We start from the raw sequence: 26,814 nt of genomic DNA on the forward strand, positions 1-26,814 counted from the left end.
TTACTTAGCTAAAGGTTGCAGGTTACTTAGTTTTATAGATCTGTTTACTTAGCTAAAGGTTGCAGGTTACTTAGTTATAAGGTACGGTTTACTCAGTTATAAGGGTTTTTATTCACAGTGTACTTTTTACAAGAACTTAAAGGTAACGTATTACTCAGCTTATAATGATTAATTTCACAAAAAACTAAGTAATTTGTCACCAAAATGGCTCATCAATGAGGTGTTTAACTTATCTTGATTGATATTTACTCTATGCTACGGATGAAAACTAAAGATTATGATCCCTATTCGGTACTTCATTTATGTCTGAACCCAAATCTAACGTGGCGTTGCTTAAACAAGATGACTTCATTAAAAAGTCGCATGAAATCGTTTTTAGTCAGCTTGATTTAACTCCAATAGAGCATGATATTTTTGCGATGTTTCTTAAAAGGTTAGCATTTGATAACCGTGAGGATTACTTGTTGCCAAACGAAGACGGAAAGCTTGTCTATACAGGTAAGCCTCTATCTTATGAGTTTTCTTCAGAAGAGCTTAAAAATTGGTTCCACATAGAGCCATCAGTATTCAAACGTGTCCTATACGAGCCTTGTAAAAGACTGATGGGTAAAAATATTGGTTTAAAATCTAAAGACGAATTTAAACATACAGCACTGTTTAAAGAGATCAGCTATAAACGCGGGGTACTAACTATTACCCCTAATGACATCCTCTTGCCAGCTTATTTTGGTGGGTCGAGAGGTCATGCGCGAGTTTCAGATATCGAATTTCGTAGTTTGAAAAAAGAATCGAGCAAGAAATTATATGCAATTCTTAGCCGTTTTAAAGATCACGGATCTGGTACTGTTGGGTATAGGACGTTAAAAGAGTTATATGGGCTATTCGGCTTATTAGATGAAGAGGGGGGATTAAAAAAACAATCATTTACTAAGTTGAGCTTGTTTATCAATAGAGTCATAAGGCCAGCAATTGCTGAAATAGAGCGAATAGAACCTAGAATTAGGTTCTATTCTGATAGTTCGAGTCCGCAATATTATGGTTTTAGAACGGGAAAAGAAGGTCGAAAAGTTGTTAAGCTAGAATTTCTTTATTATTGGGATAGTACTTCGAAAGAACAAGTTTTAGACCAAGAGCTTACTCCACTTGAGCGTGCTGTTGTTATTCACTGTAAGATTCTGGCAAATGAAGAGGTTACGCAAGATGAAATTGAAATTTTGAAAACGAACCTATCAGATTTTGTTTTATCAGGTAATAATGTTTGTGATAAGGCTATTGAGCTCATAAATACTCTGACCTAACTTTTTTCTCTTTTAAGAGGATTAAGCTAATATTTATTAAAAAAGTTGGGGGTAACTATCCCCAAACAGTAAAGATCTTTCGTCGTATTGGCTTAACTCAATAGCTATATGACCCTTAGAGTCCAGACCTTCCCTGAACTGGACTCCTACTCCTTTCATTTTTTTATTAGATTTATTCTTTCGTTATCTTCGTCAATCTAAACGCGTTAATTGTGGCGAACAACCCCCTTGTTATTTTTGATTAAGGAATCTTAAAGTTTCCTCATTTCCAAATGTAAGCTGAATTGACGTAATTAATAATCCCCCTGATAGTTAAAGTTGATGCCGGTAACGATAATTGATTTTTATAGTTGTAATCGATACTGATGGCATTTATTATTACCTCAATACTCTAAGTGGAGCTTAAAAATGACGGAATCAGTACGCCTTTTGCAAATCGCAAATCGCATGAAAGAAGAACAGTTATCGAAAAAAGAACTTCTAGCGACTGGAAATAATGTAAATGTAAGCGATGAAGTTGTTGGCAGTTTACCACGGTTGATTTACAACCATTGTTTGAACAAAACCAAGCTTCGAAGATTTACGTCATTTGGAACTAATACCTTTCAAGATCTTATTCAAGACGCGATCAATAAAGGTGTCATTACTGAACCTGTCTTCCATAATAAGCAGCATTTATTTACTCGACACGATATTGCAAGACTTTGGGAACACTTTGGGTTTTCTTCATATCGTGATGAACATGAACCTCGTGCAATTGCGGTTGAAAACCAAAAAGGTGGGACAGGAAAGAGTACGACTACAGCTACCTTAGCCACAGCCACGGCTCTTGATATAACGACTAACGCTAAAGTATTGATTATTGAAATTGATCCGCAAGGTTCAAATGGTCAAGGGATGATTAATCAAGCTACTGTTGAATCTGATGCTATTTATCTTACCCCGATTGATCTCACTTTGGGGATGTATGAACCTGATAGCGAGTTTCAAGATTTGATCGATGATGGCTACTCTGAGGAAGAAATCATATTAGCATCACCGTTTAACACACACCTACCCAATTTGGATGTTATGCCAGCCTTCAGCACTGATGAGCGTTTCTTGCACCAGTTCTGGAAAGCTGATGATGATATGAAAGATGAATTTATTTGTCGTTTCCGTCGCGATATTTTACCTGTGCTTAAGTCGAAATATGACATTATTTATATAGATACTCCGCCACAAGAGTCGCCGTTATTATGGCTTGTGAATGAGGCAATTGATTGCTTGTTAATCCCGATCACACCTCGTGAATATGATTATGCATCAACTGTAAACTATTCGTTAACGACGTCCAGACGCTTTGAATCTTTGCCGAGTAAAGGTTCAAATCTTATTTGGTCTCGTTTTCTTGTCGTTAACCATAATGAGAAAAGTAACTCTGAGCTTTCAACGGTTAGTAAGTTGACTAGAACCGTTCAAGATCGCTTACTCTCCAGTTGTATCATTCATTCTGAGTTAATCAGTTATGCAAGCTCTATGAACCGCACAGCTCTAGATGTAGCAAAACAAGAAAAAGTTTGCTCAGGAGCAAAATATGATGAAGCGATAGCAAGCATTAACCAAACGTATAAGCAAATTATTCGTGAAATTAAGACTATTTCTATTAAGGAAACTCTATGACGGGTAAATATGGTTCAACGATGAGTAAAGACGACATCTTAGGTTCTAATATAAAATCTCAGAAGAGTTCACTTAAACAAGACAACGGCCTTAAGCGCGGGCGTGACGTTTACGAATACCAGTTTGATAAAGGTATTGTGAAAGCTGTTCGTCGTGTTATTTCAGCAAATGATGTTGAAGTAAGAACGAAACCACATCCACTTAATCCAAGAACTCAAAATGCGCTCAATGCTAGATCAATTGGTAATACCTTCAATTCTATTAATGAAAAAGGAATCCTTGAAGATTGTTTGGGGATTTGGTCTGAAGATCAAAAAACAATTTTAGTGCTTGAAGGAAGCGTTCGACGTTACTGCGCTATCGAGTGTGAAAAGTCATACCCCATCAAAGTTCTCCCATATGATTGTGCATCTAACAAAGAACTCCGCGAACTGATCGAAGACATTAGTAATAAGAAAAGGCACTCGCTACGCGAACGTGGATTGGCTTATAAAAAGGCGTTGATAGAACAAGGTTTTAATCCTGATGAGATGAAAATCAACGAAGTTGCTGATGCTTTATATGTCGGCCGAGAAACCATTCGAAAATGCCTGCAAGCTAGTGATATTAATGCTGAACTTATTGAAATATTTCCTGATTATGAAGGTATACCGTCTTCATTTTATGCGCGTATAGCTAAGGTTGAGAAGGAGCTAATCAAGTATTCTGGAGACGTAAGTGAATTTTGCAATGAGTTAACTACGAAACTGCCCTGTTTGGAATCTTTAGAGATCAAAGAATCTCAAATGAAAGTCTTAAATCAAATGGAAATGATGCTCAACGATGTTTTAGGTAGAAATAAACAAAGTAAGCAATGGCAAACTACTCAGATTATTTCGTTTGACGCAAAAGATAAACACGCGAGAATGAGCATTAGTTCAAATGGACGTAATGTGAAATTTGAACTTGGTAGACAGAGCCAAGAGTTAATCGATAAAATTGAAAGGTTAATTAAAGAAGAAGCTAAATAGTTAGTTGGATAAGACACCTAGAAGTTTATGAGACCATTTTAAGCATGCTGCCATGCGTTTCATTAAAATTACAAGGGGGTTGTTCGCCAAAGTTTTAACTAGCCCCTTATGATTTTGCTTAATGACAGCGTAAAATGTAACTATAAGCTCCATCTTGATCGGAGATTCCCTTTTCCCCTTTCTGGATAGGGCTTTTCCCTTGGGAAAACCCTTCCCTTGACCCCTTTCCCCTTTGGCGCAGCCTCCCCTTTGATACAAAATACTAGTCTTCTGAACCACAGCGCTGGGCGCAGGACATTAGGGGTATTGCTTCAATGTCTATCGGTGGACAATGGTTTGAGTCTTATTGAATATAGGTAATCGTAGTCAGGTTGCTTCAGACGTTTGCTTGGTGAGATAGAGTCATAAAAAGAAGGGAGAGCAATGATGCTCTCCCTTTCTTGTTTACGATGATAGGTCAATCATCTCATGTTGGCAGTGCTGACATTGTAATATCGTGACAGGCTGCTCTTGGCTATAGCGGTTATCTGCTCCAAACTCACCACGCTCTAGGAACGGTGGTTCGTCATTGGCTGGAACATCCAGGGGCTGTAATGCGCCCTGCTCTCCACCGTTGATGCAATAGTTCATGGGTTGCTCCAAAGTTTAGAGGCGAGTGTATACGCCCGTCATGCGCTCAAAGGTCGCTTCCAGTTGGTCGCGGTACACCATTGATTCACATTGAACCTCGATGACGTCACCGTGACGTGCGTTGACCTTTAAAGCGGTCACGGTATACGTGTCGTTGGCCTCCAACTCAATACGCACTTTATTGATGCCCTGTTTGGCTAACCTCGCCGGTAAGGCAAACAATAACCCCCGCTCGATGGCCACGAACTGTTTAGCGCCGGTCATCATGCTGAATCGACGTCCTCCCAGTTGCATGAGAATGGTGTTGGCCACCTGCAGGCGTTGCTCTTTAGAATCGCTCATGCTTTCTCTCCCGTTTGTGTATGGGAGAGTAGACAAAGCGCAAAGACCTCAGGGTCGCCATAAAGCTCAGGGTGCAAATACACATCCATGATGCGGTCTTCGTTGTCCATCACCATCAAGGCCCATAGCGTATTGTGCTCATCACAATAGTAGTGAAATTCACGGTACGGTTCTGAGTTCGTACTCGGTGACACAAACAGTCCACCTGACGTTCTTCGCTCAATCAACGTGATAAGCTGAGATTGCCAGGAGAAGGCTGGACGGTGCACACGTTGTAAGTGAGCCACTTGTGCCAGCATTGAGTGCGACAAGGTGAGGTGGGCCTTTAACGCGTCGCACGGCGGCAAGGTGGTCAGCTGCATGGACAAGGCTTGATAGACGGCGGCCGAATCAACTTGACCGTCATTATCAAAATGCAGGTCGGTTTGATTGGCCATGTTGTCGTCGAGCCAAGCCATCAGCTCAGTCAGTACGTGATTCATGTTGTTCATAGGGTTGCTCCCGTTAAAATAAAAAAGGGAGCGTACCGGGAGGCAAGCTCCCGGTTGGGGTTGAGTTATTGTCGAATGTCACGCATCGCCTGGGCGATGTGTTGCAAGACCTTGTCAGCGCATTGCTCCAACGCTTGTCGGGTAGGATTGGGCTCACGCTCAAGTAACCGTTTCAATTGGCAAGGAAACACCTCCCCGTAGAAGAGGTACAACTTATCAGGCGCGTCTATCTCAAATTGCGCCAGATATTGCTCTATTACAGGAATGATTGTTTCCAGTACGAGAGTGAAAAATTCCAAGTCCCCACCGTTTGAGACCTGCTCAAACAATAAGTGGTTGTCGTCGCCATACGGAAAGCCTTCTTTGAAATACGCAAAGGCTAAGGCATGGTTGGTTGATATGGGTTGCGTCATCATTGTGTCCTTAAAGGTCGATGGGCACCCAAGACCCAATGGGCATCAGATGCCCATTAGGGATAAGCTAAGACGTTAACGTCTTAACGCGTCGTTTGCTTGAGTAAGGATTTGGCTAACGCCACCTCCACACTGTCGCCATCACTGTTGAGTACATCCAATCCATTGTCCGGCATGTCGCCAGAAGTGGATTGAGTGACCGCTATCTTCTTGGCCATCAATACCAGACACGCCATTTGCGCGCTGTCTTGGTAGCCTAAAAAGCTCACGTCCACGTCCTCTCGTTGGCCGATACGCCAGCTGCGTCTTGCCGCTTGCATCAGCGTGTAGACGTTATAGCCAGTGTTGGTAAACACAATCGAAGGGAACTCCAACAAGTCCAGTCCGGTCTTGACCAGCTCTGGGTTGGTGATGAGCACATCAATGCCTCTGTCCACCTGCTCCAGTATCCAATCTTCTCGGTCTTCGGTTTTTACGCTTGAACGCAGCACGGCGCATTTTAAGCCTTGGTCACTCAGCAGTGACTTGAGCCTCGATGCGGTGTCGCGTTTGCCGGTGTAAACGGTGTACACCAAGGTCCGTCGGCCTTTGCGTTTGTTCGCATTGACCATCTCAATGAGCTGTTGCTCTTTGGGGGTTGGTGTCTGCTCATCAAACAAAGCCGGAATATAAGCCAGGGTTTCTTGAGAGCGAGGGTGAGTTACCCTCTCTTCTCGAAACGCGCAATCTGGCCACGCCAGCAGCGCGCTCATGACCACGCCTAATAGGGTTTGGTCTCCAGCGGCTAACGCTTGACGAAGCCTCGCGGTTAAGCGTTGCTCCATGTCGGCGTAATGCATCTGCATCTCATCCTCCATGGCCACTTCAATGAAGTGCTCCTGGTAGTCTGGCAAAATGCCGTCACCCATATCAGCCAGTTTGACGAACACCGTGTAAGGTAAGACAAATTTGGCCACCCCCATCGGCCCAAAACCGGGCGCGCGGGTTTGACTCACTTTGACGTTCTTGCCTTTCGCGGTTTTGTGGTTCACATCGTGGGTCACTTTCATGATTTCCTTGATGATGCCGTGCTCTTGCGAGAACGAGAGGGCGGCGCTGCCGAGCTTTCCTCGGTGGTAACGATAGCCCTCTTCCATCATCACTGATGGCATGGTGCGCCACAGCAGATAAAAAAGGTCTTCCGCATAGCCGCCCATCAGCGTCCCCGTCAGCAGTAAGCACTGTTTCACGCAACCGGCGAGTACCTGCATGGCTTGGCCTTGCGCCGCCCCTGCGTTCTTATATTCATGCGCCTCATCGATGATGAGCCAGTCAAAGAACCCCTTCGGGAAGTAGCGTTTGATGAACTCACTTGCCTGGTAGTCGCCTTGACCAAACGCAAATTGCGTTTTGGCCAACTTGCGCTCAATGCGTTCAGATTGTCGGTCGTTAAACACAAACTCCCCGTCTTCATCAAGCAAGTTAACCAGCTCGTAAATGTTGTCCGTCAGCGCTTTCGCCAGTACGCGCTCACCCACGCCATCCAATAACTTCCCTGCGGTGACTTTACCTATGGTCGGTAAGGTCTGCAGGGCGCGTGAAATGGTCTTGCTCAGGTTGTCGTGTTGGCGTTGACGTTTAAGCGTCCACAGCGGTGCATGGCACGCTTTGCAGCTCTGTTGCACATCCACCGAAAAATGCGTCGGAGCGATAAGCTCGCCCTCTTCATCTTTGGCTAATTCGCCGCAATCCGAGCAACGAACAAAGTCCAGCTGGGCGGTTTGCGCCTGCAGACCGTCATGGCCTAACGTGCGTTTGAGCGTCTTGGTTTGATAGGCGCTTTTCCAGTGATACCCCATGCGCATCCGAACCCGGCCCAGTATCACGTACTCAGGTCCATCATGAGCCGCCGCTTGTCTCAGTTTGAGCAAAGAGCGCAACGTATCAGGGCCATTGAGCACCCACACCTTGGCGTTGTGAACGGTATCGAGAATTTCTCGGCGCCATTTGTACACCAGATGCGGCGGGGCTAACAGTAAAAAGCGTTTGGCCTTGCCTTCATGGAAAGCCACCGCCGTGGTGGCGATACCCATGATGGTTTTACCCGAGCCCATTTCGCCGTTGAGAATGCCCGCCGGGGCGCGCTCATCGAGCAGTAGGGTACTGATGGCCTGAATCGCTTCGGCTTGCGCCTCAAACGGCACGCGCTTGAGCGATTGCATCACCGCCGTGCGCTTTTCACACGCCGATTGATAACGCGCTGGGTGCGCCGCTTCAATGTTGGCCAATAGGCCGTCACCGAATTGGTCGATGAAGTCATGCAGAGACAACACGTTGTCTTGCTCGTTTTGTTGAGTGATTTCTGTCGAGTCGCTCATCGCATCGCTCCTTGCGGTACGGTTAACACGCCTTGCTGCAGCGCTTCACTGACTAAGGGCTCCATCACATCAATCTGCAAGTCCAAGTGATACGCAAACACCCCATAAGCGGGCAGCTCATGAATCATGGATTGCAGTCTCGGTTGCAGGGCCGGTTGCCAATGCTCTAGTAACGGCAAATGACACAGTTGCTTGAGCGTTGGCCACAACGCGGTGTGAGAAAGCGGGGTTTGACTCATCACTGTCATACTTTGACCGCTAGGTTTCAGTAACGACGGATGAATCAGCCAGGTATGCACCCATTCGCCCACAGGGGTGTGTTTGGGTAACCGCGTAGTACGCTTGGTGAGTGACTTCGCCTGGGCAAAGTCGAGCACCAGATTACCGCCTGGCAATTTGACGGTCATGACGCGTATTCCGCCCTCGCTCATCGGTAGCGTGAGCGCGGCGAAAAAGTGTTGCATGGCGCCATCGCGTCCCCATACGGAGAGAAATTGCACTTGGTTATCAGTGGTGGTGACCACCGCATCGAGATAAAGCCCGTTATCGAGCGAAATCAGTGGAGTCTTCATGGTTAGGTTCCTTATTAAAAAATAAGGCGCCTTCCCGTCAGGAAAAGCGCCTGACGGGCAGTGAAGTTATTGTATGACCACGATGCAACCAAAGCGCTCACCCGGGGTGAGGTCAATCGCTCGAATGAGCGGTTGAAATTGGTCTATCACGGTGGTGATGGTTTGACTTTCATCAACTGTGGTCACGGTGCGCTGCACCTTTTGAGTGCCGCCTTTGACCAGCAGGGTCTGAGCGCCATCGTTGCTGTGCACCTTGCCGGCAATCTGTCCCGCCGCGAGCGACAACGACAAATGCCAGGGTGACAGTTTTCTTAACGGCCGAGGCACTTGATGGTGCCTCGCGAGGTTAAATTGGGTGTCAAAGGTGGGCCAAAGCCCCCCATGCGCCCCAAACGCTTGCTCAAGTTGCCCGGTGTCTGGCCGTATCATTTCAAAACGAAATGGCGCGTCATTGACCGGAGTTATCTCAAACGGTCGAGCGGGGTGAGGCAGTATTGCCTTACCTTCGCCAGCGCTTATCAATTGGGTCGCTGTTTGTGTGCGCTCCGCTTGATGCTCTGGCCCTCTCATGTCCGCTTTGCGCCCTAAGATGACCACTTGTTTAAAGCGGCCCGTTGAGGCGGCGAACACCTCGACCTGTCGTAGCCGCATTGCAAGATAACGACTAAACGCAGGCGAGAGAGAGGGGTAGGGCACCACCAACGCCAATACGCCGTCACGCTTTAGCGTGGGGAGCAGGCGTTGAGTGAACTGCACTTCCAGTCTGGCCATGTCACGATGTTGCTTGTCCACTTGGTCGGTGACCACCGCGCCATAAGGCGGGTTTAAAAACAGCAACGTCTGACTGCCTGAGCCGATTTGTGTGTCAAACGCATTGCTGCGCAGCACCGAATCGAGGCACTGACTGGCACTGACGGCTCGCGCCTCATCCAGCTCCACACCATAGGTGTGAAGTACGCTCTGCTCATGGTGGGCGATGTGACTCGCCAACTGAGCCAGCGCCTTGCCTTCTCCGCAACACGGGTCGAGTAAGTGCTGAGTGCCCGCTTTGAACCGCAGTCGCTTGGCTATCTCTGCTAAGGTCGCCTCATCGGTGGGGTAATACCCATCCTTGAGGTAGTTGTGCGCCACGCGCGGGTGCATCACGGCCATTAGCTTGCCTCCTCATCAAGACGAAGGCGCATCCAATGCTGCGCTTTGGGCTCAAACTTCCACACGCGTTCATCATTGATGCGACGCTTGAGGTAAGCCAGTTGCTTGCCCATCACTTCTCGCCCCACTTCTGGGGTGAGTTTGACGATGTCACCAATGTGACTTGGTAATGGCCACAGCGCCCCAAACAAGCTGACTAAGTCCTCTTGGGTTTCTTGGGACGACGCCAACGCCTGACTGGCCACGTCTCGTTGCTCGGTCAGCTGTTGCTGCGCCTTGCGCTCTTTGGCTAACGGATCTTCTTCCATTGGCTCGTCTCGTGGCAGCGCCTCTTCTTTGTAATCACTGAGCCAAATGCCGTTAAGCTCGGCGCGCGTTTCAATCACAAATCGGTTGCTGGTTTGATAGCTGCCCGGATAAATACGTTGTAATCCAAAGGTGCCTTGATAGGTGCCTTCGCTGTATTCATCTAAGACCGCGTCTCGAACGGAGAATTGACCAATGTCGGTATCGAGCATGGCGACGTTAAAGTCGCCATAACGCCCGCTAACGGTTTTGATGGTGAGTGTGCCGGGTACTTGGACCATGTTGGCCTCCTGAGTTAAACGTCAAAAGGCCTCCCACCGGAAGACCTCTCCGGTTAGGGAATAGTAAAAGTTAAAGCCAGCCGCGCTCAGCAAACGAGGTGACGGTTTCACCGACCACAAAGTGGTCGAGGATGCGCACGTCAATCAGTGCCAGTGCATCCGACAATTGCCGTGTGATGCGCCGGTCCGCCTGACTGGGCTCGCTGCATAGGCTAGGGTGGTTATGACATAAAATGACCGAGGTGGCATTCCAGAGTAGGGCGCGTTTCACGACCTCTCTGGGATAGACACTGGCCGAGTTAACGGTGCCATAAAACAATATCTCAAACTCAATCAACTGATGTTGAGTGTTAAGAAAGAGTACGCCAAAGACTTCTCTGTCCATCCCCTGCAGTAAACCACTGAGGGTGCGTTTCGTTTGCTCCGGGCTGTCTAAGGTGACGCCGCGTGATAAACGGTCGATGGCGATGGCTTTTGCCATATCCAGCAGTTCATCGGGGCTCACCGGCTCGGTGAGTTGGTAGTATTCGCCAGGGGCGTCTTGCAGCTCTTGCAATTTGCCTTGGCCATAGGAGGATTGGTATCGCATACAGGTGCTCCTAATAAAAAGGAGCACCCATGAAGGGGAGCCCCCTCATGGGTAAAGGTGGTGCAAAGCACCACCGTATTGACGGTCAGTGATTATGCGTCGTGCACCTCGTCCTCTTTGGTCGTGATGATGAGCATAGGTTGATCGTGTCGGTCTCGCTCAATGCTCGCAATTAAGTCGAGTGAGCGGTTGACGTACAGATTATCGAGGCTGGGTGGTTGGCACACCGTAAAGGGCACCTGCGACTGAGCCGGTACTTTACGGGCGGCTCGCCGCGCCAGTTTCAGCAATTGAAGGGTGAGCTTCTCTTTGCTGCACTCAATGATAACGTCCGGCACATCAACCGCTTGAAAGTACGCTTGTTGACTGATGCCGGTGTACGGGAAGTAAAAGCCCGCGTCCTTGGCTGTGGATGTGATATCAATAAAGCCCGATGGATCGAGGGCGTCATTAAGTACATAGTGACCAAATAGCGGTGGGGTAGTTTGACTCATAATCGCTCCTAATAAAAAAGGAGCGACCCCTTTAGGAGAAAGCTCCTAAAAAGGTGAGGTGATTCGGCAAGATAGTTTGAGTGTTAACGTCTTCGGCGTGCGAACTTCATGCGAAGGATCGGCGCAGCGTTGCGTTGAAGCAGTGTCCAATGCGCAGCAAAAAACGTCATGGGTGCATGACTTTTCCAAACCAGCCAAAAGACCGATAGAAAGATGCCCCAAAAAACGAAGTTATCGAGTAGGGTTATGTAGTCCATGTGTTTCTCCTGTTATAAAACAAGGAAACACTTGCCCAAAGGAAAGGTTTCCTATGGGTGGTGAGGGGTAGCTGATGGATTATCAGTATGCTTTCACTTCTTTAAAAAGAAGTCGCGACACGTTTCAGAGAGCCATTTAAGGGCGGTTAAACCCGTGTGCTTAATACTGGTGCGTCAGTATTCAACGTTTGAACTATTTAGGTTAAAAGAGGGTAGGAAGCGTGTCAACCACTTTGTGTTGGTGAAGGAGGTGGTATTGTAAGGGTTTGCACGACTTTTCTAAGTTGGAATATAACGTAGGAATGGATAACCGTTTTATGAATGCACTAGAACTTGATATTGTTAAGACTTTTAATCGTCTTTTAGGTGTATCTTCAGAGCAAGATACAAGGGTTTATGATTTAGCTGAAGCGGTAGTGTCACAGTTAGTTAATGAACACTTTATTTCTCAGGAATTATTTTGTGGTGAACAGTGCCGAATTTGCCAGTTAAATGACGAGTTAATTGATTTTCTTGAACCTAGACGGTTAGATCGAGTAACCGTTGAGCGTTGTAATTATGACGAACACTCGATTGAGTAGCTCATAAGGTGTGAAATGCATTAAGAGCTGAACACAAAATGTAATTTTGTGTTGGTGTCCAGCCTGGCAAACATGCAATCAATTACTTGCCAGGTAAGCGTTGTATCCAGTTTACTATCTTATCCCACGTATTTTTGTCATGAGTTCCCGTAAGCACAGTTCTATTGTAAAAAGCATCTTGATAACAGCGATCTTCGGTGACCACTCCAATCGTCGGATAGTGTCTGAAATAACTGAGTAGGTGGTGAACTTTTCTTAATCTTTCATCGTGAGAGTAGCATCGATTTATTATAAAAGATAAAGAGATCTTCTTCCTACTTAACACCTTTGAGTCAAGTAACGATTTTATAAATGGCAAACTGGCATGAAGATCTATTGGTGAGGGAGCCATTGGAATGATGACACCATCCATAAAATGAATATACCTCGCCATTTCCCCTTGTGTGAAGTTAGACGGAGAATCAACGATCACAAAGTCTGTGTCTTTCGGTACTCGGATTTTCAAAGTGAGTTCAGACAAGCTATAAAAAGAGGGGGTGTATGCGCTTACAAATCCTGGAATTATGTTTATTGCCCAATCGTGGCTCGACTTTTGTTTGTCAAAATCGATAAGGGCGACTTTATAACCTTGATTTAAAAGCTGGCTGATTATGCCGATGACAACCGTTGATTTTCCAACCCCTCCTTTTGAGTTCATTATGAGCACTTTTTTGGCTTTTGTGTTTGCTAAGCTAATGGTGTTTTTTCTTAATTGTAAGGGCACTAGAATCCGTCTTATTGGAAGAGAAGGAAATATACTTGAATTTTAACTGTAGATGAAAATACCTCCCCACGGGAGGTATAATGGCAGAATTATTTAGTGTAAGACTGTGCTATGTTGTCGATTCGCTCGTTTGCGCGAGCCGCTTCTTCTTGAGCGACTTCTGCGGTGCTTTTAGCTCGCTGAGCTTCAGAGGTTAGTGTTGCTTTCTCGTCCTTCAGGGCTTGTACATCTTGGTTTAGCTGGCTTACTTGATCGTTTAGAGCGTTCATCTTGGTAATGGTTTCTTCATCTGGGCCCGAAGAACAACCAGCAAGTAGAAATACAGAAGAGGCAGCTGCTGCTATTAACATTTTGTTCATATATAAATCCTTGAATATAAGTCAGTATCAAAACCGATGTAAGATCATCGGTGAGGTCAATTGTACTTGAAACTCAATCGATTAGTAGAATGAAACGTTAAAAATAACAATGAATTAACGTAACTTACGTCTGCACCAAGGAGACGTAAGTTGGACTTGTGTTTACACACATCAACTTAAAGTTATAACTTTAAACGTTTAGGAACAAAAATTCGTTTCATAAAACCGGACATTAACAAACTATGGAGTACTTCAGAATTGTCAAGATATTATGTGTCACTTAGCCTATGACTCAATATCACGAAAGATACTCTCTATTATGGGTGTCAATTTACCTAAATTGGGTTCAATTGAGGTTGACTTATTCTGTAATCGCCACTCATTTTGGTAACTTCCCACCACCTCTTGATAACACAGTGGGCAGCAATGGCGTTTCGCTGCAAAATGGGCTTTAGGGGTTTGTTCAAACACTTGCTGATGCTTGTTACAAAGAATAATAACAGGCGTTCGACTGTTCACATACTGAACAAGAGAGTAGTCGTAACGGTTGCCCCATTGCTTAATGGCTTTTTTAATAAACGTTTCGTTTGTATCTTTAGGGAAAGGCATAGCACTCTTTCGTATTGATATTAAAATAGATTTACTAGGGCTTATTTGGTTTCAATTTAGTCCTCTGCGTCTTTTTTAATGAAACTGATCCCCCGAAGATTGGCATGACGAACCAAGGTTTGTGCTGACATTTTGTACTTTTTAGCGACCTCTTTTTTAAATCGAAACTGACCAGACGCATAATCCACTAGAGCTTGCTCTAGACGGTTTTGTGGTACGTAGTACTGTTGATTGACAACATTCTCTTTATTGTGTTTTGTACGTCGCCCTATTCGCTTATCTTGATTCCAGCGGGCTAAGTCTTGCAATGAGACTAGATTACATTTATTGGGAATGGAGCTGCCTTTATTTTTGGTCATTATGAGTCAATTATAGATACAGAACTCTTTACATGGTGTCAAATCAACCGATTTCAATTGAGCGTATTTGCTCCATCCTGGGGCTCTCAAGTCAAAGTCTCAGGCATTCGCAAAAGGGGCACAGAGGGTTGATGGCAATTGAATTTTAGTAGGTCTGGAATTGTCCGATTTTTTCAGTTACATTTTGAATGCGCATCGTATTATTTAAGCCTTAGTACTCAATGATGCGTTCGCGTCTTAGTTTGTTCTTATGCAAGCTAAGGCGCGCCTACTTTACGAACCATCTCCCGCCCATACGTGACGCTTGTTTACACATTGGCCACTCTTCAATGCCAAAGGAAATTGTACAAAATCTGAAAATGAGTCTGTGACTTTCCTAAATTAGCAATTAATGAATAATACTGGTATGGCAAGGTAAAAAAAGCCCACTGTCAGACTGGATGAGAGTGGGCAAAGTAGGTATTAAAATATTTCAAGCGAAGTATGCGCGTATGATTATATGAAACTAGGTGATTATTGGCAACTAACAATTCTCAATAAATGGACAATTATCAGTTAGAGTAAAAACCCGAGTAAATATGTTAACTCGGGTTTTATTTTTCCACCAACAAATGCTGTGATTTTATAGGCTGTTTTTTTGCATAAAAATCATATGGGATTGTACTTTAATCTTCTTTTTGTAAAACAAACTCTCTTAGAAGCTTATCCAGTTCGATGTTCACCTTAGGTGGTGGTAACGTTTTATCTAACTTTGCTTCCAAGTAAGCCTTTGCCTTGGCTTTATCGACACTGGCTTTCAGCGTGTCAAAGCGCCCAAAATTATTGAGGTTTGCCGCTGTAACTTGACCAGTTTTCAATGATTTTAGCAGTTGCTCATCTAGCCCCAACGCATCGACAATAATTAGCAAAGCTTCATTTTCTTCTTCTACTTGCGCCCTAGTAATGTAGTCCTGCAACGTTTTACCGGATTCGATAATCAAGTTACCTGCTTGTACATCAATAAGCAGTTTATGGGCTTGCTTTTGCTCATCTTGACTTAAACTCGCAAAAGATTTGTGTAGCTCATCTCGCGTTTGTTGCATCTGCTCAGGCGTAACATTGGGTTGACTAAGCTGTTTTAGAAACTTAGAAAACTGCGCATTCATATAGTTATGATCAATTCGCCCCGTGTTTTGCTCTGTCAAATAACCCAAAATGGCGTAAGGTACGGCGGGCTCATTACCCCCACCGTCACCACCAGATGATAGCTCTTTATAGCGCTGCAATAGGGTTTGATGCTGCGATTCGGTAAAGGCCACATCTACCGCACTGCCCGTATCCTCAAACTGATAGCTGCTTTCCTGCCAGTCGAATCCTTGCACTTTGGCCGCTTCTAAATACTTATTGAACTCATTGAATAAGCTCGCAAACTTAGCTTGAACAGCCTCGTCTTTCGGCAGTTGCCCAAAGTACGTGATTTGCTCATTGTTAAACAGTACTTCAATGTCTGCGAACACCTCGTTGAGGTGATTAAGATTATCTTCCAGCTTATCGACGAAGACACCAAAAGGACGATCCCCAGAGTAAAGCTTGAGCGCTTTATTGATGTTCTGCTCCATGGTATGTGGTTTACGGTAATAACGGATATTCCCGAAAGGTTTATCCAAACCGAACAGACGGTTAGTGCGTGAAAACGCCTGAATGATATTGGCGTATTCCAGCGTCTTATCCAGATAGAGGGTATTTACCCATTTTGAATCGTACCCCGTCAGCATTTGGTCAACGACAATCAACAGGTGCAATTGTTGATCTGGTTGCTGCTCTGCGTGTTGGTAAGGCTTTTTATGGGCGAGTCGTGCCGCGATATCCTTTTTAAACTGCGCATGGGTTGGCAGGGTATAAGTGGTGTTGTAGGTGTTATTGTAATCTTCAATAATCGCGGTTAAGCCGGCCTCTTTTACTATCGCGCCGCCTTTATTGTCAATATTCGGGTCAAACAGAGCTGTAACCTTCAAGTGAGGGGCTTGTTGCTTAAATAGGCGATAATATTCCAGCGCTTCGGGAATGTTATGGGTGGCAAAAATACCATGAAACTTGTTGGCGCGGCTGAATCGTGTCCAGTTGCCCAGTATGTCATCCATCACTTTTTGCTTATGCTCGATGCGGTCATATTGACTGGCTGGCAGCAATGTCTCAATGCCACGCACGGTTTTGCCGTTAATCTCGGACGTAGCCATGGGCACTCGTGCACTGTCCATGTACTTATCGTAAGCTTTTTCTTTTACTGGATCGCCAAACACTTCCGCATGTGTATTCACTTTGGCCTTTTCGAGGGCAACAGCGCTCCGTAAATCGCTATCTTTGTAGGTCATCACCTTATAGGGATCAAATCCCAGCACGTTGCCGTCACGAATGCCATCGCCAATGCTATAACGGTGTAGTTCATCGCCAAAAATCGTACTGGTCGTGCTGTCTTTCTTTTGGTTTTCTTCCTGAATCGGGGTGCCAGTAAAGCCAAAAAATACCGCATTAGGGAATGTTTTTTTAATGTCAGTTAGCATATCGCCAAAGGTAGAGCGGTGCGCTTCGTCAACAATAAAGGCAATACGCTTTTGGTTAATTTTCTCAATATCGGCGGTTTTTAACTGACCTTCATCCTGAATGTTACTCATTTTTTGGATAGAGGTAACAATGAGGCAATCGCTAGGCTTGGTGCTTTTTAGCTTGGTGATTAATACATGGGTATTTTCCGTGCCCTGAACTTCATCCGTGGCATCGGCAAAACTGCGATACTCTTCCAACGACTGGGTGCCCAGCTCAATACGATCCATCAGAAATACGACTTTATCGGCATCCCCTGAGTTAGCGATAAGCTGCGCGGATTTAAAGCTGGTCATGGTTTTACCTGAGCCTGTGGTGTGCCAGATATAACCACCTTTGTTTTTCACCGACCAGTCAAGGCCACTTATCTTGCTGGAAATAGCGTTAGTGGCATAGTACTGATAGCTGCGCATCACCTTTAATACGCCATCAGCATTATCGGCCACAGTGTAAAAACCTATTAACTGGTGTGCCATCGGGATAGAAAGCAGATCAGTAATCACTTTATGCCAATGATTCACCGGCTCGTTAGAAAAATCTGCCCATTGGAAGTAGTAATCGTGATTAAAGCGGCCATCTTTGCCAGGGTTGGCAAAATAGAGGCTGTGGTTTGGGGTCATCGCCACAAATACTTGCACCAGTGCAATAATGCCTGCGCTAAAGTGGCCTTCGTGGGTGTACTTCTCTATCTGGTTACACGCTTCGATCACGGGTACCCCGGAACGTTTTAGCTCAAGATGGATGACAGGCATGCCGTTAATCAGTAATAGCAGATCGCCTCTGCGGTCATGCTGCACGGCACTTTTGCGGTTAAATCTCGGCTGCTGAACGATTTGATACCGACTCTTACCCGCCGCGATCTCTTGGCGGTCGTAGATATGCAGGCTGATCTCTTTGCCATAATGCAGCGCATCGTCGGGGTTATCCCGCTTTATCGATACGGTTTTACCGTTAATAAAGCCATTGAGCTTTAAAGGCGTTTTAAGCGCGGCTATCTGTTCAACAATCTGCTGCATCTCGCTGCCGGTTAGCGGTGCGTTATTGAGGCGATCAATGCTATTGTTATTTTGAAAGAGAATATCTGCCCAGTTTTGCAGTAAATCCGCTTCAGTGAGGTTTTTTAGAACAGTATCTTCCCAGCCTTTTTTACAAAGTTCGGTAATTACATCCTGTTCGAATAAGGCTTCTTTGGTGTAGGTCACAACCTGTCCTTGCTGACGTTGGCTCGCAATCCGCCGTCTATTTGCAGCGGTTGACGCGAGGGGCTAAATATATATTTTATGCTGGTCTGTTTGTGCGCTTACACCAGATTTGATGTGAGGGCACTGAGATTCAAGCGATTAAACTTAATGGATGAAAATCATCACACAAACATCTTTGCCAGATACGCCTGTTTCAGATTTTTCAGCTTATCTATCTGCTGCTGTTGTAGGTTGATCAAACGGTCAAGGTTTTGGAAATACTCAGCGATTTTGGTTTGTTCTTTTATAGTAGGCATAGGAACAAGTAAATCTTTTATGTCACTATTTCTAACATGAACAACTGATTTTCCTTGAGCTTTTTTCGCTAGCTCAGCCTGACAACAACTATAAGTTATGATGAGTGCCAAAAAGCTAGGTAGAATTTTATTATTTGGATAAATTATATTTAAGTCTCCACCCAGTATTACATTAGGTTGTAAAACCGCTGAAGCACGAGCAATATCTTCCGCACTTTCCCCTGACGCAGGTACGATGACCTCTCTTCCTTTACTCATAATACCTTTGCTCTCAGAGCTAACAAATGTATCGACCTCTGTGATGATTGTTTGATAATTGGTATATAAACGACCATACAGCACGATAGGGACTCCAAACGTATTCAAGTCGCCTTTTGTAAACCCCTTTCCTTTGTTAAAGCTGGCATTTGTTCCCAAAGGCTCAACTTCCCATTTCTCACTAAACCCAGCAAAACGCAGTTCAGGCACCGTCTGTCCAGCTTTAGGGAACATTTTACCCAGCATGGCTTTTTTTAGCTGTTGCAGCTTGGCGAGCTTGTCTTGGTGTAGCTTGAGCTGCTTGTCGACATCTTGGAAGAAACTGCCGATTTTGGTTTGTTCATTTGTTGAGATAGGGAAATTAAAATCCATCTCTTTGAACGCACCGTTAGTTATTTGGTTAATTGTAGCCCCAAGGTTTTTTTCCACTGCCTTTTTAAAAAGTGCGGTATCTAATAACGCATTAATAAAATTTGGTTGTTTGGCTCTAATCCCCGTCATAAACGCGCCGATTACAGTACTCGGCATTGACTTAGTTACCATTGCATGTTTTCCGATCAAAGCTCTTGAGCCATTTCGAACAACGACAGCAATATCACCCTTTTGGAGATTATCGGAATTTACCACGCTATTTTTCACATAAACACAATCTTTAAAGTCAATTTGCCCGCCTTTAACATTTGAGGACCGTAAAACTAAAGTCCCATTTGTTTTGACAGTGTTCTGAGGTGAATAAGTCAAACCACTAAAGAAATCGACTTCAGTTGCTAATTTTTTATAGTTCCACTCACCACTAAACCCTTCGAACCGCACAGCAGGTAAGGCCACTTTTGCTTTACTCATGCTGGCCACCTTCCACTGCTTCATCTTGCTCTTGTGGGCATTGCAAAAAGCGCTGTAACACTTTTATGCCCTGCATATCGAAATCACTCCCTTGTAGCTCACCCATCATTTCAGCTAGTTGCTGATCGACTTGCTGGGTTTCATTGGCTATATCGCGATAGGTTTGGGCGTATTTGTCTGCTAACGCTTGCAATTTATTAGTTAAGCGTTGGATGAGCTGTTGTGGCAACTGTGCTAATGAATGTACGATGGGTTGCACCCATTTAAGTAGCAGTAGGTGCTCGATTTCTGATTTAGTCAATTCAGTGATCTTTTTCTTATTCGCTTCTAGCAAGGTTTCATCTGCAGTTTTAAGGCTCTTTTTCAGCGTTTTTTCTTCACTTTTCAGCTTTGAAACGGCTAACAATGTGTTCTCAAAGCCGTCTTTAGCAAAGGTTTCACCACGCTTTTTATCAGCTTTGATTTGCTTCACTTCTTTGTTTAGTTCACCATTCACAAAAGCCGTTTTATCTTCATTGACGCAAGCGGACTCTTTATCGTCTTCACTCAAGCCATTAAAAAGTTCTTCAATCTCGGTATTAATGGTTTGCAGACGTTCGCTGATGGTTTGAATGTGTTTTAACTCTTCCTTAAAGTAGGTTTTCTCAACTAACTCAAAAGGAAAGATACGACCAATCCAGCCTTCTTGTACTTGTACCTCTTTGCCTTTCTGTTTTTTGGTAACCATCTTAGGCTCCACCTTTTTACAGGTGTCCATGCCTTCGGTTTGGATCATCTCTAAATCTGCCCCAAGCTGCTGCCATCTGTCATCCAGCACTTGATAGGCGTCGTATTTGTCAATCAAGGCAATGCCTTGCAAACGGCGGAAGATCTCATCACTGATAATACCTCGCTGTCGCGAACGTTTTACCTGTAATAACTCGGTGATCAAACTTTGCTTTAGGTAGGCTTCAAAGTCGCCGAACGCCTGTTTATATTGGCCGTTAAACCGTTGGGTGTCCTCATGGGCGGTGATGGCTGCTTTCACATCTTCCACGCTCAGTGCGGAGTATTCGCTAGAAGTTGCAGTAAATAAGCTCGCTTTAAGGCTTGGCATTGCCTGCCAATAGGGGCTTAACGCCGCAAGTTCGCTGTTGGGGATACCCCCGAACATAGATGCGTAGATATCCCAGCTTTCAGCCTCATCAGATGAGTCGACATAACGTGGAATGTTCAGGTTGTAACCGTTCTCTCGGATCGTCTGTCGGTTGACCAGTGCAGAAAATTTTGGCTGAGATTGGCGGCTAACCACGGTATCCACAATGCGCTTGATGTCGCAGGCACGTAGCTTGTTGTTTTTTCCTTCTTTAACGAAGCCTTTTGAGGCATCAATGATGAGTACGTCATCGTTGTTTCGGGTTTGCTTGAGCACCAAAACAATAGTGGGAATACCCGTACCAAAGAAAACATTGGCAGGCAGCCCGATAATGGCGTCAATGTGGTTCTTTTCTATTAGGTTTTCACGAATTTTACCTTCATCCCCCCCACGGAACAGTACCCCATGAGGCAATACAATGGTCATGATGCCATCGGGTTTTAGGTGGTATAGGTCATGCAGCAAGAAGGCGTAATCCGCTTTGGTTTTTGGCGCAAGGCCAAATGGCGAATAACGCGGATCTTTATCTTTAAACTCCGGGTCCCACTTTTGTGAATAAGGCGGGTTTGAAACGACGGCATCCACTCGCAGCGGCTCATGGGTTTTATTGCTATCAATTGGCCAGTCATCTTCTAGCGTATCTGCATTGCGGGTGATGATGTCGTTAGGCAAAATCCCACGCATAAATAGGTTCATACGGGTTAAGTTGTAGGTATTTTTCTTGAGCTCTTGGGCAAAATAACGAATGTTATTCTCACCACCTAGACGATTTTCTACCGATTGACCGATGTTGATCAGCAACGAGCCTGAGCCACTGGTTGGATCGTAAATTTGAATTTTTTCTCGGTCCTTAAGGTGGTCAGCCATGATCTCTGACATCAGTACCGAGACTTCGTGAGGCGTATAAAATTCGCCGGCTTTTTTCCCCGCGTTAGCAGCAAATTGGCTGATTAAGTATTCGTAGATAAATCCGAGTACATCATAGTCTTGCTTGCCTTTCATTGGGATGTCGTTGATCAAGTGGATCAAGCTTCTCGCCGCTTTAGTTTGTGATGCGGCATTTTCCCCTAACTTACTAAGGCCAGTCTCTAGCGTGTTAAAGATGCCCTCAAACAGATCTTTATGGGCAGGGTTAATCAAGCGACCAAACGCTGATAATGCATCACGAACGTAGGCAATGTCGAAATCTTGTCCGTCTTCTACCCAAGTAGAAAACAGATTGTCGTAGGCGATGAAGTAGCCAATCTCATTTCGTACATAATTCAGGGTGTCTTCGTCTTGCTCGTTGAGTTCTTTGATTGATTGTTCATCGAATTCGTTATTGATAAGAAACTGAACTTGCTTATCTGACAAGAACTTATAAAAGATAAAACCCAAGATGTAATCTTTGTAGTCGTTCGCTTCAATTTTAGAACGCATTTGGTTTGCCGATTCCCAAATTTTGGCGGCAAGTTGTTGTTTATTCATTATCTACTCTAATTGTTTTAATCAATGATTCGGCGATGCGTTTAAATGAGGCAAAGCAGGTATCAAAATCATGGGGTTCGGTGTTAAACACCATTGGCGTAACAAAGTCTTGAAAGCGTTGGCGGAAAATCGGGTTGTTTTCTAGCTCTTTTAAGCCAAAGCGTAGCTCCTTAATAGGGGCAGCGACAAACTCAGCATGCTGGTTACCAAAGCGGTCGATATCTTCTTTCAATACTGTGAGAAATAATGAGGTTAGTGAGTCAATATCTAGCGTCTGCGCTGTATCAATGCAATGAACGTCGTAGATATGACGGACCAACGTGACATCATCTTTACGTTCGGTGTCACGCTTAACCAACATAGTACGACGTAACATAGAAAGTACTTTCTCCACTAATGTTGCGTAAACAGAAACACAAGCGAATGCGCTGACCTCTTGTGGTTGCTTATAAAGCTCTGCAACTAACGATTGAATTCCTCGGTCTTCTACTTCTAGAAGCGGAATAGTTTCCATCAGCTCTAATTTGATGATTGGTCGCAAGCATGGAGCTTGGTTGAATTGTTGTGGATATTTAAGTTCATACTCCACATAACGGTATTCATCACGAACAAGTCGGCTTTCAACTGTAAATTGCTGAGATCGCGCAATCGCCTGCTCTATTTGCTCGATAAGCATTTTACGTGCGGTTTTCTTTTTACCACGACTCAACGCATCAAACTCTTTACTTGGGATCAGTTTAATATCAACGTCTTCTGACATCCGTAGGATTTTGACATTAGATTTGGCTAATGCCGTACCACCTGCAAAAACTAATTGGTGAGTTTCAAAGGTAAGTTTTTCTAGCTCAGCAAGCAGAGCAACAACCCAGTAATCTTTTTCAATAATGGCTGGGTTTCCTAGCGCTAAAGCATCGGAAACCTCAAGGAATTGTTGTTTTAGTTTTTTCATCGTTAACTCGGTGAATTCAGTACTCGATTACCTACTACCAGCTTGCGATTAAACTGCTTAGGATTCCATGAATAATGAACGGATGATGGTATTTGAGTGCTTTCACCTGAGAGGCTTTGCAAAGATAGACTATCCATCTCGAAATCAACGCCTTTCATTTTTAGGATTTCACGCATAAGCGCGTCACTACCGCCTGGGTTGGTTGGCATAGGTTTACCCGTGAGGCTATTTAGTTTTGCTTTGGTATACAAACCGTAACCGATCTTCAGTAATTCACCTTGGTTAACCAACTGTCTTAGAGCGCGTCCAATTTGGTCGTAACTTGCCACACCATCAAAATCTTTACGCTCAAAGACATAGCGTCTTGAGCGTTTTATCTTTTGGCAAATACTATCGACAGCTATCATTTGAACCTCCTAACAGTTTACAGTGGTTTAGTATAACTCAACACGACATCAATAGGAATAAATACGGCATAGAGGCTATCGTAAATACTGCATATTAAACCTCAAAGATAAAAGTAAACATTTGTTTTTAATAAAATAATTCATATCAATGCAATGGTGACACTCAAGCTGGATGATTAGTCACCTAGGTTAGACCTCGATGTCCTCAGATATAGTTAGTGCATCTTCCATTTCGACACCCAGATAACGAATTGTATTGTCCAACTTAGCATGTCCAAGCAGTAACTGAACGGCACGAATGTTTTTTGTTCGTGCATAGATTAAAGTCGCCTTAGTTCTTCGCATTGAGTGGGTTCCATATAGATAAGAGTCATAGCAGCTATAGCTCATAGGCTTGCCCTCCTTACGAGGGCTAGGGAAGATATAATCAGACGCAGATAAACCACTTTGCATCAACCATTGTGTTAATGATTGCGCTGTACGCGAAGTTATTTCAAATTGAACCTCACGTTCCGTATTACTTTGTTGGTAAAGAACTCTGTTCTGAATGACACCACCTGACGAAATATATCGAACTTTCATTCTCAACAGATCACATGAACGTAATTTACAATCGATAGCGATATTCAATAACGCCAGCTCTTTGATGTTGCCATCAATTTCTAGGCCAGTTCGAATTCGCCAGATATCTTCGATCTTAAATGGCTTTTTCTGCCCTGTTAAATGACCTTTCTTCGTCCACATAATTGACCTCCTCCTGTATGACATTAGAAGTGACCTTATTAATTTTAGTTGGAGATTGGAAGTGTGAGATTGCATGGGTATGCAGTTGTGTATTCATCAACGAGGGTGCTGATTTACTAGTTGGAGTATTTGATCTAACCAATAAAGGGGCGTGCGACATGAGGTCGTATGCAGCGCTGTCCATCGCGTTAAGAATGGACCATCTGTATCACCAGATGAGCCTAGGAGCCTGAATTAAGTAGCGGCTCTGACAATGTAACGAAGACAAGAAACTATTTTGTCGGGAGCTAAATCGCGAGAGAAGGCTCCTCCTGATAACCACATAAATCGGGTGAGTGCTAGGCAGGTAGTATGGTGAACAAACGTGAATCCGCATAAGATGCGTTATATTAGGAAGCAGCGGAAGTGGTTTTTACGCTGTCGCCAAAAGGCACTAAGAGTAGGAAAGAGATTGCCCCATGCTCTTTCGTGATCGACACGCTCTTCGCATTATAGCGGGCACCTAACCTACCATTGCGTTGCATACGGAACAGGGTAAGCCTGTATCACTCCCTATGGGAAAGCCTCTGTGGCCTATAGTGATGCAGGTAGAGGAGGTTGGAAAAAGCGAAGGCTGCATTGTAACGATGCAGATACAGACCTGTGTCTGATCACGAAAGTGAGCCCACTTCCAACTGGTCTCTCGTTGCGAGAGAGTTTGAGGAACTTTATTAAGGAAGAAAAGCAAATGATGATTTCGAATGAGATTAGTGCATCTTCTGACAGTGCACAGTGGCAATCCATTAACTGGAAAGCCGTAGAGGCGAACGTCTTAAAGCTTCAAATGCGTATCGCAAAGGCAACTAGAGACGGTAAGCACGGCAAAGCAAAAGCATTGCAGTGGATACTGACTCACTCTCGCTCAGCAAAACTTCTTGCTGTTAAGCGAGTCTCTCAAAATAAAGGCAGTAAAACGCCTGGAATAGACGGCGTTGTCTGGAACACAGACACGCGTCGTATGAAAGCAGTAAATCAACTGAGTCGGAAAGCTTATCAAGCGAAACCACTCAAGCGTATCTACATCCCCAAAAAGAACGGTAAGCTCAGGCCACTGGGTATTCCATGCATGATTGATAGAGCCCAACAAGCTCTCCATCTTCTAGCGTTAGAACCTGTGTCCGAAACGCTTGCCGATCCTAACAGCTATGGTTTTAGACCAAATCGCAGCACAGCTGACGCTGTCAGTCAGTGTTTTATATGTTTGAGTCAAAAACGGTCAGCACAATGGGTTCTTGAAGGAGATATCAAAGCTTGCTTCGACAAAATCGGGCATCAGTGGCTGATGGATAACATCGCCATCGATAAACGGATGTTGGAGCAATGGCTAAAGTCAGGCTTTGTAGACAAAGGGCTGTTTTACGACACCGACGAAGGCACGCCTCAAGGCGGGATTATATCCCCCACCTTGATGTTGATGACGTTATCGGGTCTCGAACAGTGCATTAAGTCTACCGCGCTTAAGAAAGGCGCAAGAGCTAACTTTATTGGATATGCCGACGATTTCGTTGTCACCTGCGCTTCAAAGGAAGTGTTGGAGAACGATATCAAACCACTGATTGCTGACTTCTTAGCGGTTCGAGGCTTAACGTTATCCGAAGAGAAAACGCACATTACTCACATCAACGACGGTTTTGACTTCCTTGGGTTCAACCATAGGAAGTACAAAGGAAAGCTGCTCATCAAACCGAGCAAGGCCAACACATTGACGTTCCTAAGTAACTTGCGCGGATTCATCAAAAAGCACGTTACCCTACCGGTGAACGACCTTATTAAACTGATTAACCCAAAGCTTAGAGGGTGGTCGAACTATTATCGCCACTGCGTAGCTAAACAGGTATTCAGTTATGTCGGTCACAAACTATTTCATGCGTTATGGCATTGGGCTAAAAGGCGACATCCAACAAAATCTAGAACTTGGATCGCCTTGAAATACTTCATCAACCGAAAAGGCCAATGGCAGTTTCACGGTTGGCAGAAGATAAAGGATATGGATTGCCAGTTTAATCTTTTCCAGGTAGCTACAGTGCCGATAGAAAGACATGTGAAGATCCGAAGCGCAGCGACACCTTTCGACCCTCAATACCAAGAATACTTGGGAAAGAGGAAACACAAAAGGCCAGCTCGTAATTCTTGGATTGAACCTGCTCTCACTGCTTTATAAGTTGCTGGGTATCATTTGATGCCTTTGTAGAGGCTTGAGCCTAGTGCAGTGAAAGTTGCACGCTGGGTTCTTAGGGAGACGGCACTTGGTAACAAGTGTCGTCCACCCGACAGACATCATTTAAATCAAATACTCTAAATCTTACGACCACCAAGTCATTTTGTGGTTATGCTCCCTTGCTTTCCCCTCCTGCTCTTATTGCGAAAGC

General features: G+C 44.7%; 26 protein-coding genes. 5 read left to right on the forward strand and 21 right to left on the reverse strand.

What is annotated here, in order from left to right:
* Nucleotides 1-302: 302 nt before the first annotated feature.
* From BCT81_RS17275 to BCT81_RS17285, 3 genes are all read left to right on the forward strand, one after another.
* Nucleotides 303-1,298 carry a replication initiation protein gene (locus BCT81_RS17275; protein WP_102425247.1) on the forward strand — a complete coding sequence of 332 codons (996 nt, stop codon included), beginning with the start codon at nt 303-305 and terminating at the stop codon, nt 1,296-1,298.
* A 408-nt stretch (nt 1,299-1,706) separates the two neighbouring features.
* On the forward strand, nt 1,707-2,960 hold the full coding sequence (locus BCT81_RS17280) for a ParA family protein (protein ID WP_102300558.1): 1,254 nt from the start codon (nt 1,707-1,709) through the stop codon (nt 2,958-2,960).
* The gene (locus tag BCT81_RS17285; protein WP_102425248.1) at nt 2,957-3,970 is read left to right on the forward strand and encodes a ParB family protein; all 1,014 of its coding nucleotides are present in this window, start codon (nt 2,957-2,959) and stop codon (nt 3,968-3,970) included. The genes BCT81_RS17280 and BCT81_RS17285 overlap by 4 nt, the downstream gene beginning before the upstream one ends.
* 444 nt (nt 3,971-4,414) lie before the next feature.
* On the opposite strand, the gene BCT81_RS17295 is transcribed toward BCT81_RS17285, so the two are convergent.
* From BCT81_RS17295 to BCT81_RS29380, 11 genes are all read right to left on the reverse strand, one after another.
* Entirely contained in the window at nt 4,415-4,600 is a 186-nt protein-coding gene (locus tag BCT81_RS17295) for a hypothetical protein (protein WP_019820936.1), read from the reverse strand.
* Between the two features lie 15 nt (nt 4,601-4,615).
* Nucleotides 4,616-4,942 carry a hypothetical protein gene (locus tag BCT81_RS17300; protein ID WP_019820935.1) on the reverse strand — a complete coding sequence of 109 codons (327 nt, stop codon included), beginning with the start codon at nt 4,940-4,942 and terminating at the stop codon, nt 4,616-4,618.
* On the reverse strand, nt 4,939-5,433 hold the full coding sequence (locus BCT81_RS17305) for a hypothetical protein (protein WP_019820934.1): 495 nt from the start codon (nt 5,431-5,433) through the stop codon (nt 4,939-4,941). The genes BCT81_RS17300 and BCT81_RS17305 overlap by 4 nt, the downstream gene beginning before the upstream one ends.
* A gap of 65 nt (nt 5,434-5,498) precedes the next feature.
* Nucleotides 5,499-5,849, reverse strand: a complete 351-nt coding sequence (locus BCT81_RS17310) for a hypothetical protein (protein WP_241908228.1) — start codon at nt 5,847-5,849, stop codon at nt 5,499-5,501.
* 80 nt (nt 5,850-5,929) lie between these two features.
* Nucleotides 5,930-8,203: a DEAD/DEAH box helicase family protein gene (locus BCT81_RS17315; protein WP_102425250.1), complete on the reverse strand. Its 2,274-nt coding sequence runs from the start codon at nt 8,201-8,203 to the stop codon at nt 5,930-5,932.
* Entirely contained in the window at nt 8,200-8,775 is a 576-nt protein-coding gene (locus BCT81_RS17320) for a hypothetical protein (RefSeq protein WP_102425251.1), read from the reverse strand. Before BCT81_RS17320 ends, BCT81_RS17315 begins: the two co-directional genes overlap by 4 nt.
* A gap of 66 nt (nt 8,776-8,841) precedes the next feature.
* Nucleotides 8,842-9,927 (reverse strand): DUF6094 domain-containing protein, encoded by a 1,086-nt coding sequence (locus tag BCT81_RS17325; protein WP_102425252.1) that lies wholly within the window; start codon nt 9,925-9,927, stop codon nt 8,842-8,844.
* The gene (locus tag BCT81_RS17330; protein ID WP_102425253.1) at nt 9,927-10,514 is read right to left on the reverse strand and encodes a DUF3275 family protein; all 588 of its coding nucleotides are present in this window, start codon (nt 10,512-10,514) and stop codon (nt 9,927-9,929) included. Before BCT81_RS17330 ends, BCT81_RS17325 begins: the two co-directional genes overlap by 1 nt.
* Before the next feature lie 70 nt (nt 10,515-10,584).
* Entirely contained in the window at nt 10,585-11,103 is a 519-nt protein-coding gene (radC, locus tag BCT81_RS17335) for a DNA repair protein RadC (protein WP_102425254.1), read from the reverse strand.
* 92 nt (nt 11,104-11,195) lie between these two features.
* A complete protein-coding gene (locus BCT81_RS17340) occupies nt 11,196-11,597 on the reverse strand; it encodes a hypothetical protein (protein ID WP_102333687.1) in 402 nt (133 codons plus the stop codon).
* Between the two features lie 83 nt (nt 11,598-11,680).
* Nucleotides 11,681-11,854: a hypothetical protein gene (locus BCT81_RS29380; RefSeq protein WP_198596916.1), complete on the reverse strand. Its 174-nt coding sequence runs from the start codon at nt 11,852-11,854 to the stop codon at nt 11,681-11,683.
* Nucleotides 11,855-12,156: 302 nt separating this feature from the next.
* On the opposite strand from BCT81_RS29380, the gene BCT81_RS17345 reads away from it, so the two are divergent.
* Entirely contained in the window at nt 12,157-12,435 is a 279-nt protein-coding gene (locus tag BCT81_RS17345) for a hypothetical protein (RefSeq protein ID WP_102425255.1), read from the forward strand.
* Nucleotides 12,436-12,517: 82 nt separating this feature from the next.
* On the opposite strand, the gene BCT81_RS17350 is transcribed toward BCT81_RS17345, so the two are convergent.
* From BCT81_RS17350 to BCT81_RS17395, 10 genes are all read right to left on the reverse strand, one after another.
* Nucleotides 12,518-13,198: a ParA family protein gene (locus tag BCT81_RS17350; protein ID WP_347232112.1), complete on the reverse strand. Its 681-nt coding sequence runs from the start codon at nt 13,196-13,198 to the stop codon at nt 12,518-12,520.
* Between the two features lie 89 nt (nt 13,199-13,287).
* The gene (locus tag BCT81_RS17355) at nt 13,288-13,557 is read right to left on the reverse strand and encodes an Lpp/OprI family alanine-zipper lipoprotein (protein WP_102425257.1); all 270 of its coding nucleotides are present in this window, start codon (nt 13,555-13,557) and stop codon (nt 13,288-13,290) included.
* 285 nt (nt 13,558-13,842) lie between these two features.
* Nucleotides 13,843-14,166, reverse strand: coding sequence for a hypothetical protein (locus tag BCT81_RS17360; protein ID WP_198596917.1), 324 nt, complete (start codon nt 14,164-14,166; stop codon nt 13,843-13,845).
* A gap of 56 nt (nt 14,167-14,222) precedes the next feature.
* Nucleotides 14,223-14,525, reverse strand: a complete 303-nt coding sequence (locus BCT81_RS17365) for a hypothetical protein (RefSeq protein WP_102425258.1) — start codon at nt 14,523-14,525, stop codon at nt 14,223-14,225.
* A gap of 665 nt (nt 14,526-15,190) precedes the next feature.
* A complete protein-coding gene (locus BCT81_RS17370; RefSeq protein ID WP_102425259.1) occupies nt 15,191-18,307 on the reverse strand; it encodes an HsdR family type I site-specific deoxyribonuclease in 3,117 nt (1,038 codons plus the stop codon).
* A 161-nt stretch (nt 18,308-18,468) separates the two neighbouring features.
* Complete coding sequence (locus BCT81_RS17375) at nt 18,469-19,704, reverse strand: restriction endonuclease subunit S (protein WP_102300500.1); 1,236 nt, start codon at nt 19,702-19,704, stop codon at nt 18,469-18,471.
* On the reverse strand, nt 19,697-22,306 hold the full coding sequence (locus tag BCT81_RS17380) for a type I restriction-modification system subunit M (protein ID WP_102425260.1): 2,610 nt from the start codon (nt 22,304-22,306) through the stop codon (nt 19,697-19,699). Before BCT81_RS17380 ends, BCT81_RS17375 begins: the two co-directional genes overlap by 8 nt.
* Nucleotides 22,299-23,255, reverse strand: a complete 957-nt coding sequence (locus tag BCT81_RS17385; RefSeq protein ID WP_102300502.1) for a nucleotidyl transferase AbiEii/AbiGii toxin family protein — start codon at nt 23,253-23,255, stop codon at nt 22,299-22,301. Before BCT81_RS17385 ends, BCT81_RS17380 begins: the two co-directional genes overlap by 8 nt.
* Before the next feature lie 2 nt (nt 23,256-23,257).
* Entirely contained in the window at nt 23,258-23,662 is a 405-nt protein-coding gene (locus BCT81_RS17390; RefSeq protein ID WP_102300503.1) for a DUF6088 family protein, read from the reverse strand.
* A 189-nt stretch (nt 23,663-23,851) separates the two neighbouring features.
* The gene (locus BCT81_RS17395) at nt 23,852-24,406 is read right to left on the reverse strand and encodes a tyrosine-type recombinase/integrase (RefSeq protein ID WP_102300504.1); all 555 of its coding nucleotides are present in this window, start codon (nt 24,404-24,406) and stop codon (nt 23,852-23,854) included.
* A 727-nt stretch (nt 24,407-25,133) separates the two neighbouring features.
* Between BCT81_RS17395 and ltrA the strand changes: the two genes are divergently transcribed.
* Nucleotides 25,134-26,606, forward strand: coding sequence for a group II intron reverse transcriptase/maturase (gene ltrA / locus BCT81_RS17400; RefSeq protein WP_102425261.1), 1,473 nt, complete (start codon nt 25,134-25,136; stop codon nt 26,604-26,606).
* Nucleotides 26,607-26,814 lie beyond the last annotated feature (208 nt).

The organism is Vibrio sp. 10N.261.52.A1, assembly GCF_002876325.1.
Lineage (GTDB): Bacteria > Pseudomonadota > Gammaproteobacteria > Enterobacterales > Vibrionaceae > Vibrio > Vibrio chagasii.

Excerpts from the sequence above, each read along its gene's own strand:
- BCT81_RS17375 (WP_102300500.1), bottom strand. The coding sequence starts at position 19,704 with ATGAGTAAAGCAAAAGTGGCCTTACCTGCTGTGCGGTTCGAAGGGTTT.
- BCT81_RS17330 (WP_102425253.1), bottom strand. The coding sequence starts at position 10,514 with ATGGTCCAAGTACCCGGCACACTCACCATCAAAACCGTTAGCGGGCGT.
- BCT81_RS17280 (WP_102300558.1), top strand. The coding sequence starts at position 1,707 with ATGACGGAATCAGTACGCCTTTTGCAAATCGCAAATCGCATGAAAGAA.
- BCT81_RS17390 (WP_102300503.1), bottom strand. The coding sequence starts at position 23,662 with ATGATAGCTGTCGATAGTATTTGCCAAAAGATAAAACGCTCAAGACGC.
- BCT81_RS17360 (WP_198596917.1), bottom strand. The coding sequence starts at position 14,166 with ATGCCTTTCCCTAAAGATACAAACGAAACGTTTATTAAAAAAGCCATT.
- BCT81_RS17355 (WP_102425257.1), bottom strand. The coding sequence starts at position 13,557 with ATGAACAAAATGTTAATAGCAGCAGCTGCCTCTTCTGTATTTCTACTT.
- BCT81_RS17345 (WP_102425255.1), top strand. The coding sequence starts at position 12,157 with ATGGATAACCGTTTTATGAATGCACTAGAACTTGATATTGTTAAGACT.
- BCT81_RS17310 (WP_241908228.1), bottom strand. The coding sequence starts at position 5,849 with ATGATGACGCAACCCATATCAACCAACCATGCCTTAGCCTTTGCGTAT.
- BCT81_RS17295 (WP_019820936.1), bottom strand. The coding sequence starts at position 4,600 with ATGAACTATTGCATCAACGGTGGAGAGCAGGGCGCATTACAGCCCCTG.
- BCT81_RS17380 (WP_102425260.1), bottom strand. The coding sequence starts at position 22,306 with ATGAATAAACAACAACTTGCCGCCAAAATTTGGGAATCGGCAAACCAA.
- ltrA (WP_102425261.1), top strand. The coding sequence starts at position 25,134 with ATGATGATTTCGAATGAGATTAGTGCATCTTCTGACAGTGCACAGTGG.
- BCT81_RS17395 (WP_102300504.1), bottom strand. The coding sequence starts at position 24,406 with ATGTGGACGAAGAAAGGTCATTTAACAGGGCAGAAAAAGCCATTTAAG.
- BCT81_RS17300 (WP_019820935.1), bottom strand. The coding sequence starts at position 4,942 with ATGAGCGATTCTAAAGAGCAACGCCTGCAGGTGGCCAACACCATTCTC.
- BCT81_RS17285 (WP_102425248.1), top strand. The coding sequence starts at position 2,957 with ATGACGGGTAAATATGGTTCAACGATGAGTAAAGACGACATCTTAGGT.
- BCT81_RS17315 (WP_102425250.1), bottom strand. The coding sequence starts at position 8,203 with ATGAGCGACTCGACAGAAATCACTCAACAAAACGAGCAAGACAACGTG.
- BCT81_RS17305 (WP_019820934.1), bottom strand. The coding sequence starts at position 5,433 with ATGAACAACATGAATCACGTACTGACTGAGCTGATGGCTTGGCTCGAC.
- BCT81_RS29380 (WP_198596916.1), bottom strand. The coding sequence starts at position 11,854 with ATGGACTACATAACCCTACTCGATAACTTCGTTTTTTGGGGCATCTTT.
- BCT81_RS17275 (WP_102425247.1), top strand. The coding sequence starts at position 303 with ATGTCTGAACCCAAATCTAACGTGGCGTTGCTTAAACAAGATGACTTC.
- BCT81_RS17320 (WP_102425251.1), bottom strand. The coding sequence starts at position 8,775 with ATGAAGACTCCACTGATTTCGCTCGATAACGGGCTTTATCTCGATGCG.
- BCT81_RS17325 (WP_102425252.1), bottom strand. The coding sequence starts at position 9,927 with ATGGCCGTGATGCACCCGCGCGTGGCGCACAACTACCTCAAGGATGGG.
- BCT81_RS17385 (WP_102300502.1), bottom strand. The coding sequence starts at position 23,255 with ATGAAAAAACTAAAACAACAATTCCTTGAGGTTTCCGATGCTTTAGCG.
- radC (WP_102425254.1), bottom strand. The coding sequence starts at position 11,103 with ATGCGATACCAATCCTCCTATGGCCAAGGCAAATTGCAAGAGCTGCAA.
- BCT81_RS17340 (WP_102333687.1), bottom strand. The coding sequence starts at position 11,597 with ATGAGTCAAACTACCCCACCGCTATTTGGTCACTATGTACTTAATGAC.
- BCT81_RS17365 (WP_102425258.1), bottom strand. The coding sequence starts at position 14,525 with ATGACCAAAAATAAAGGCAGCTCCATTCCCAATAAATGTAATCTAGTC.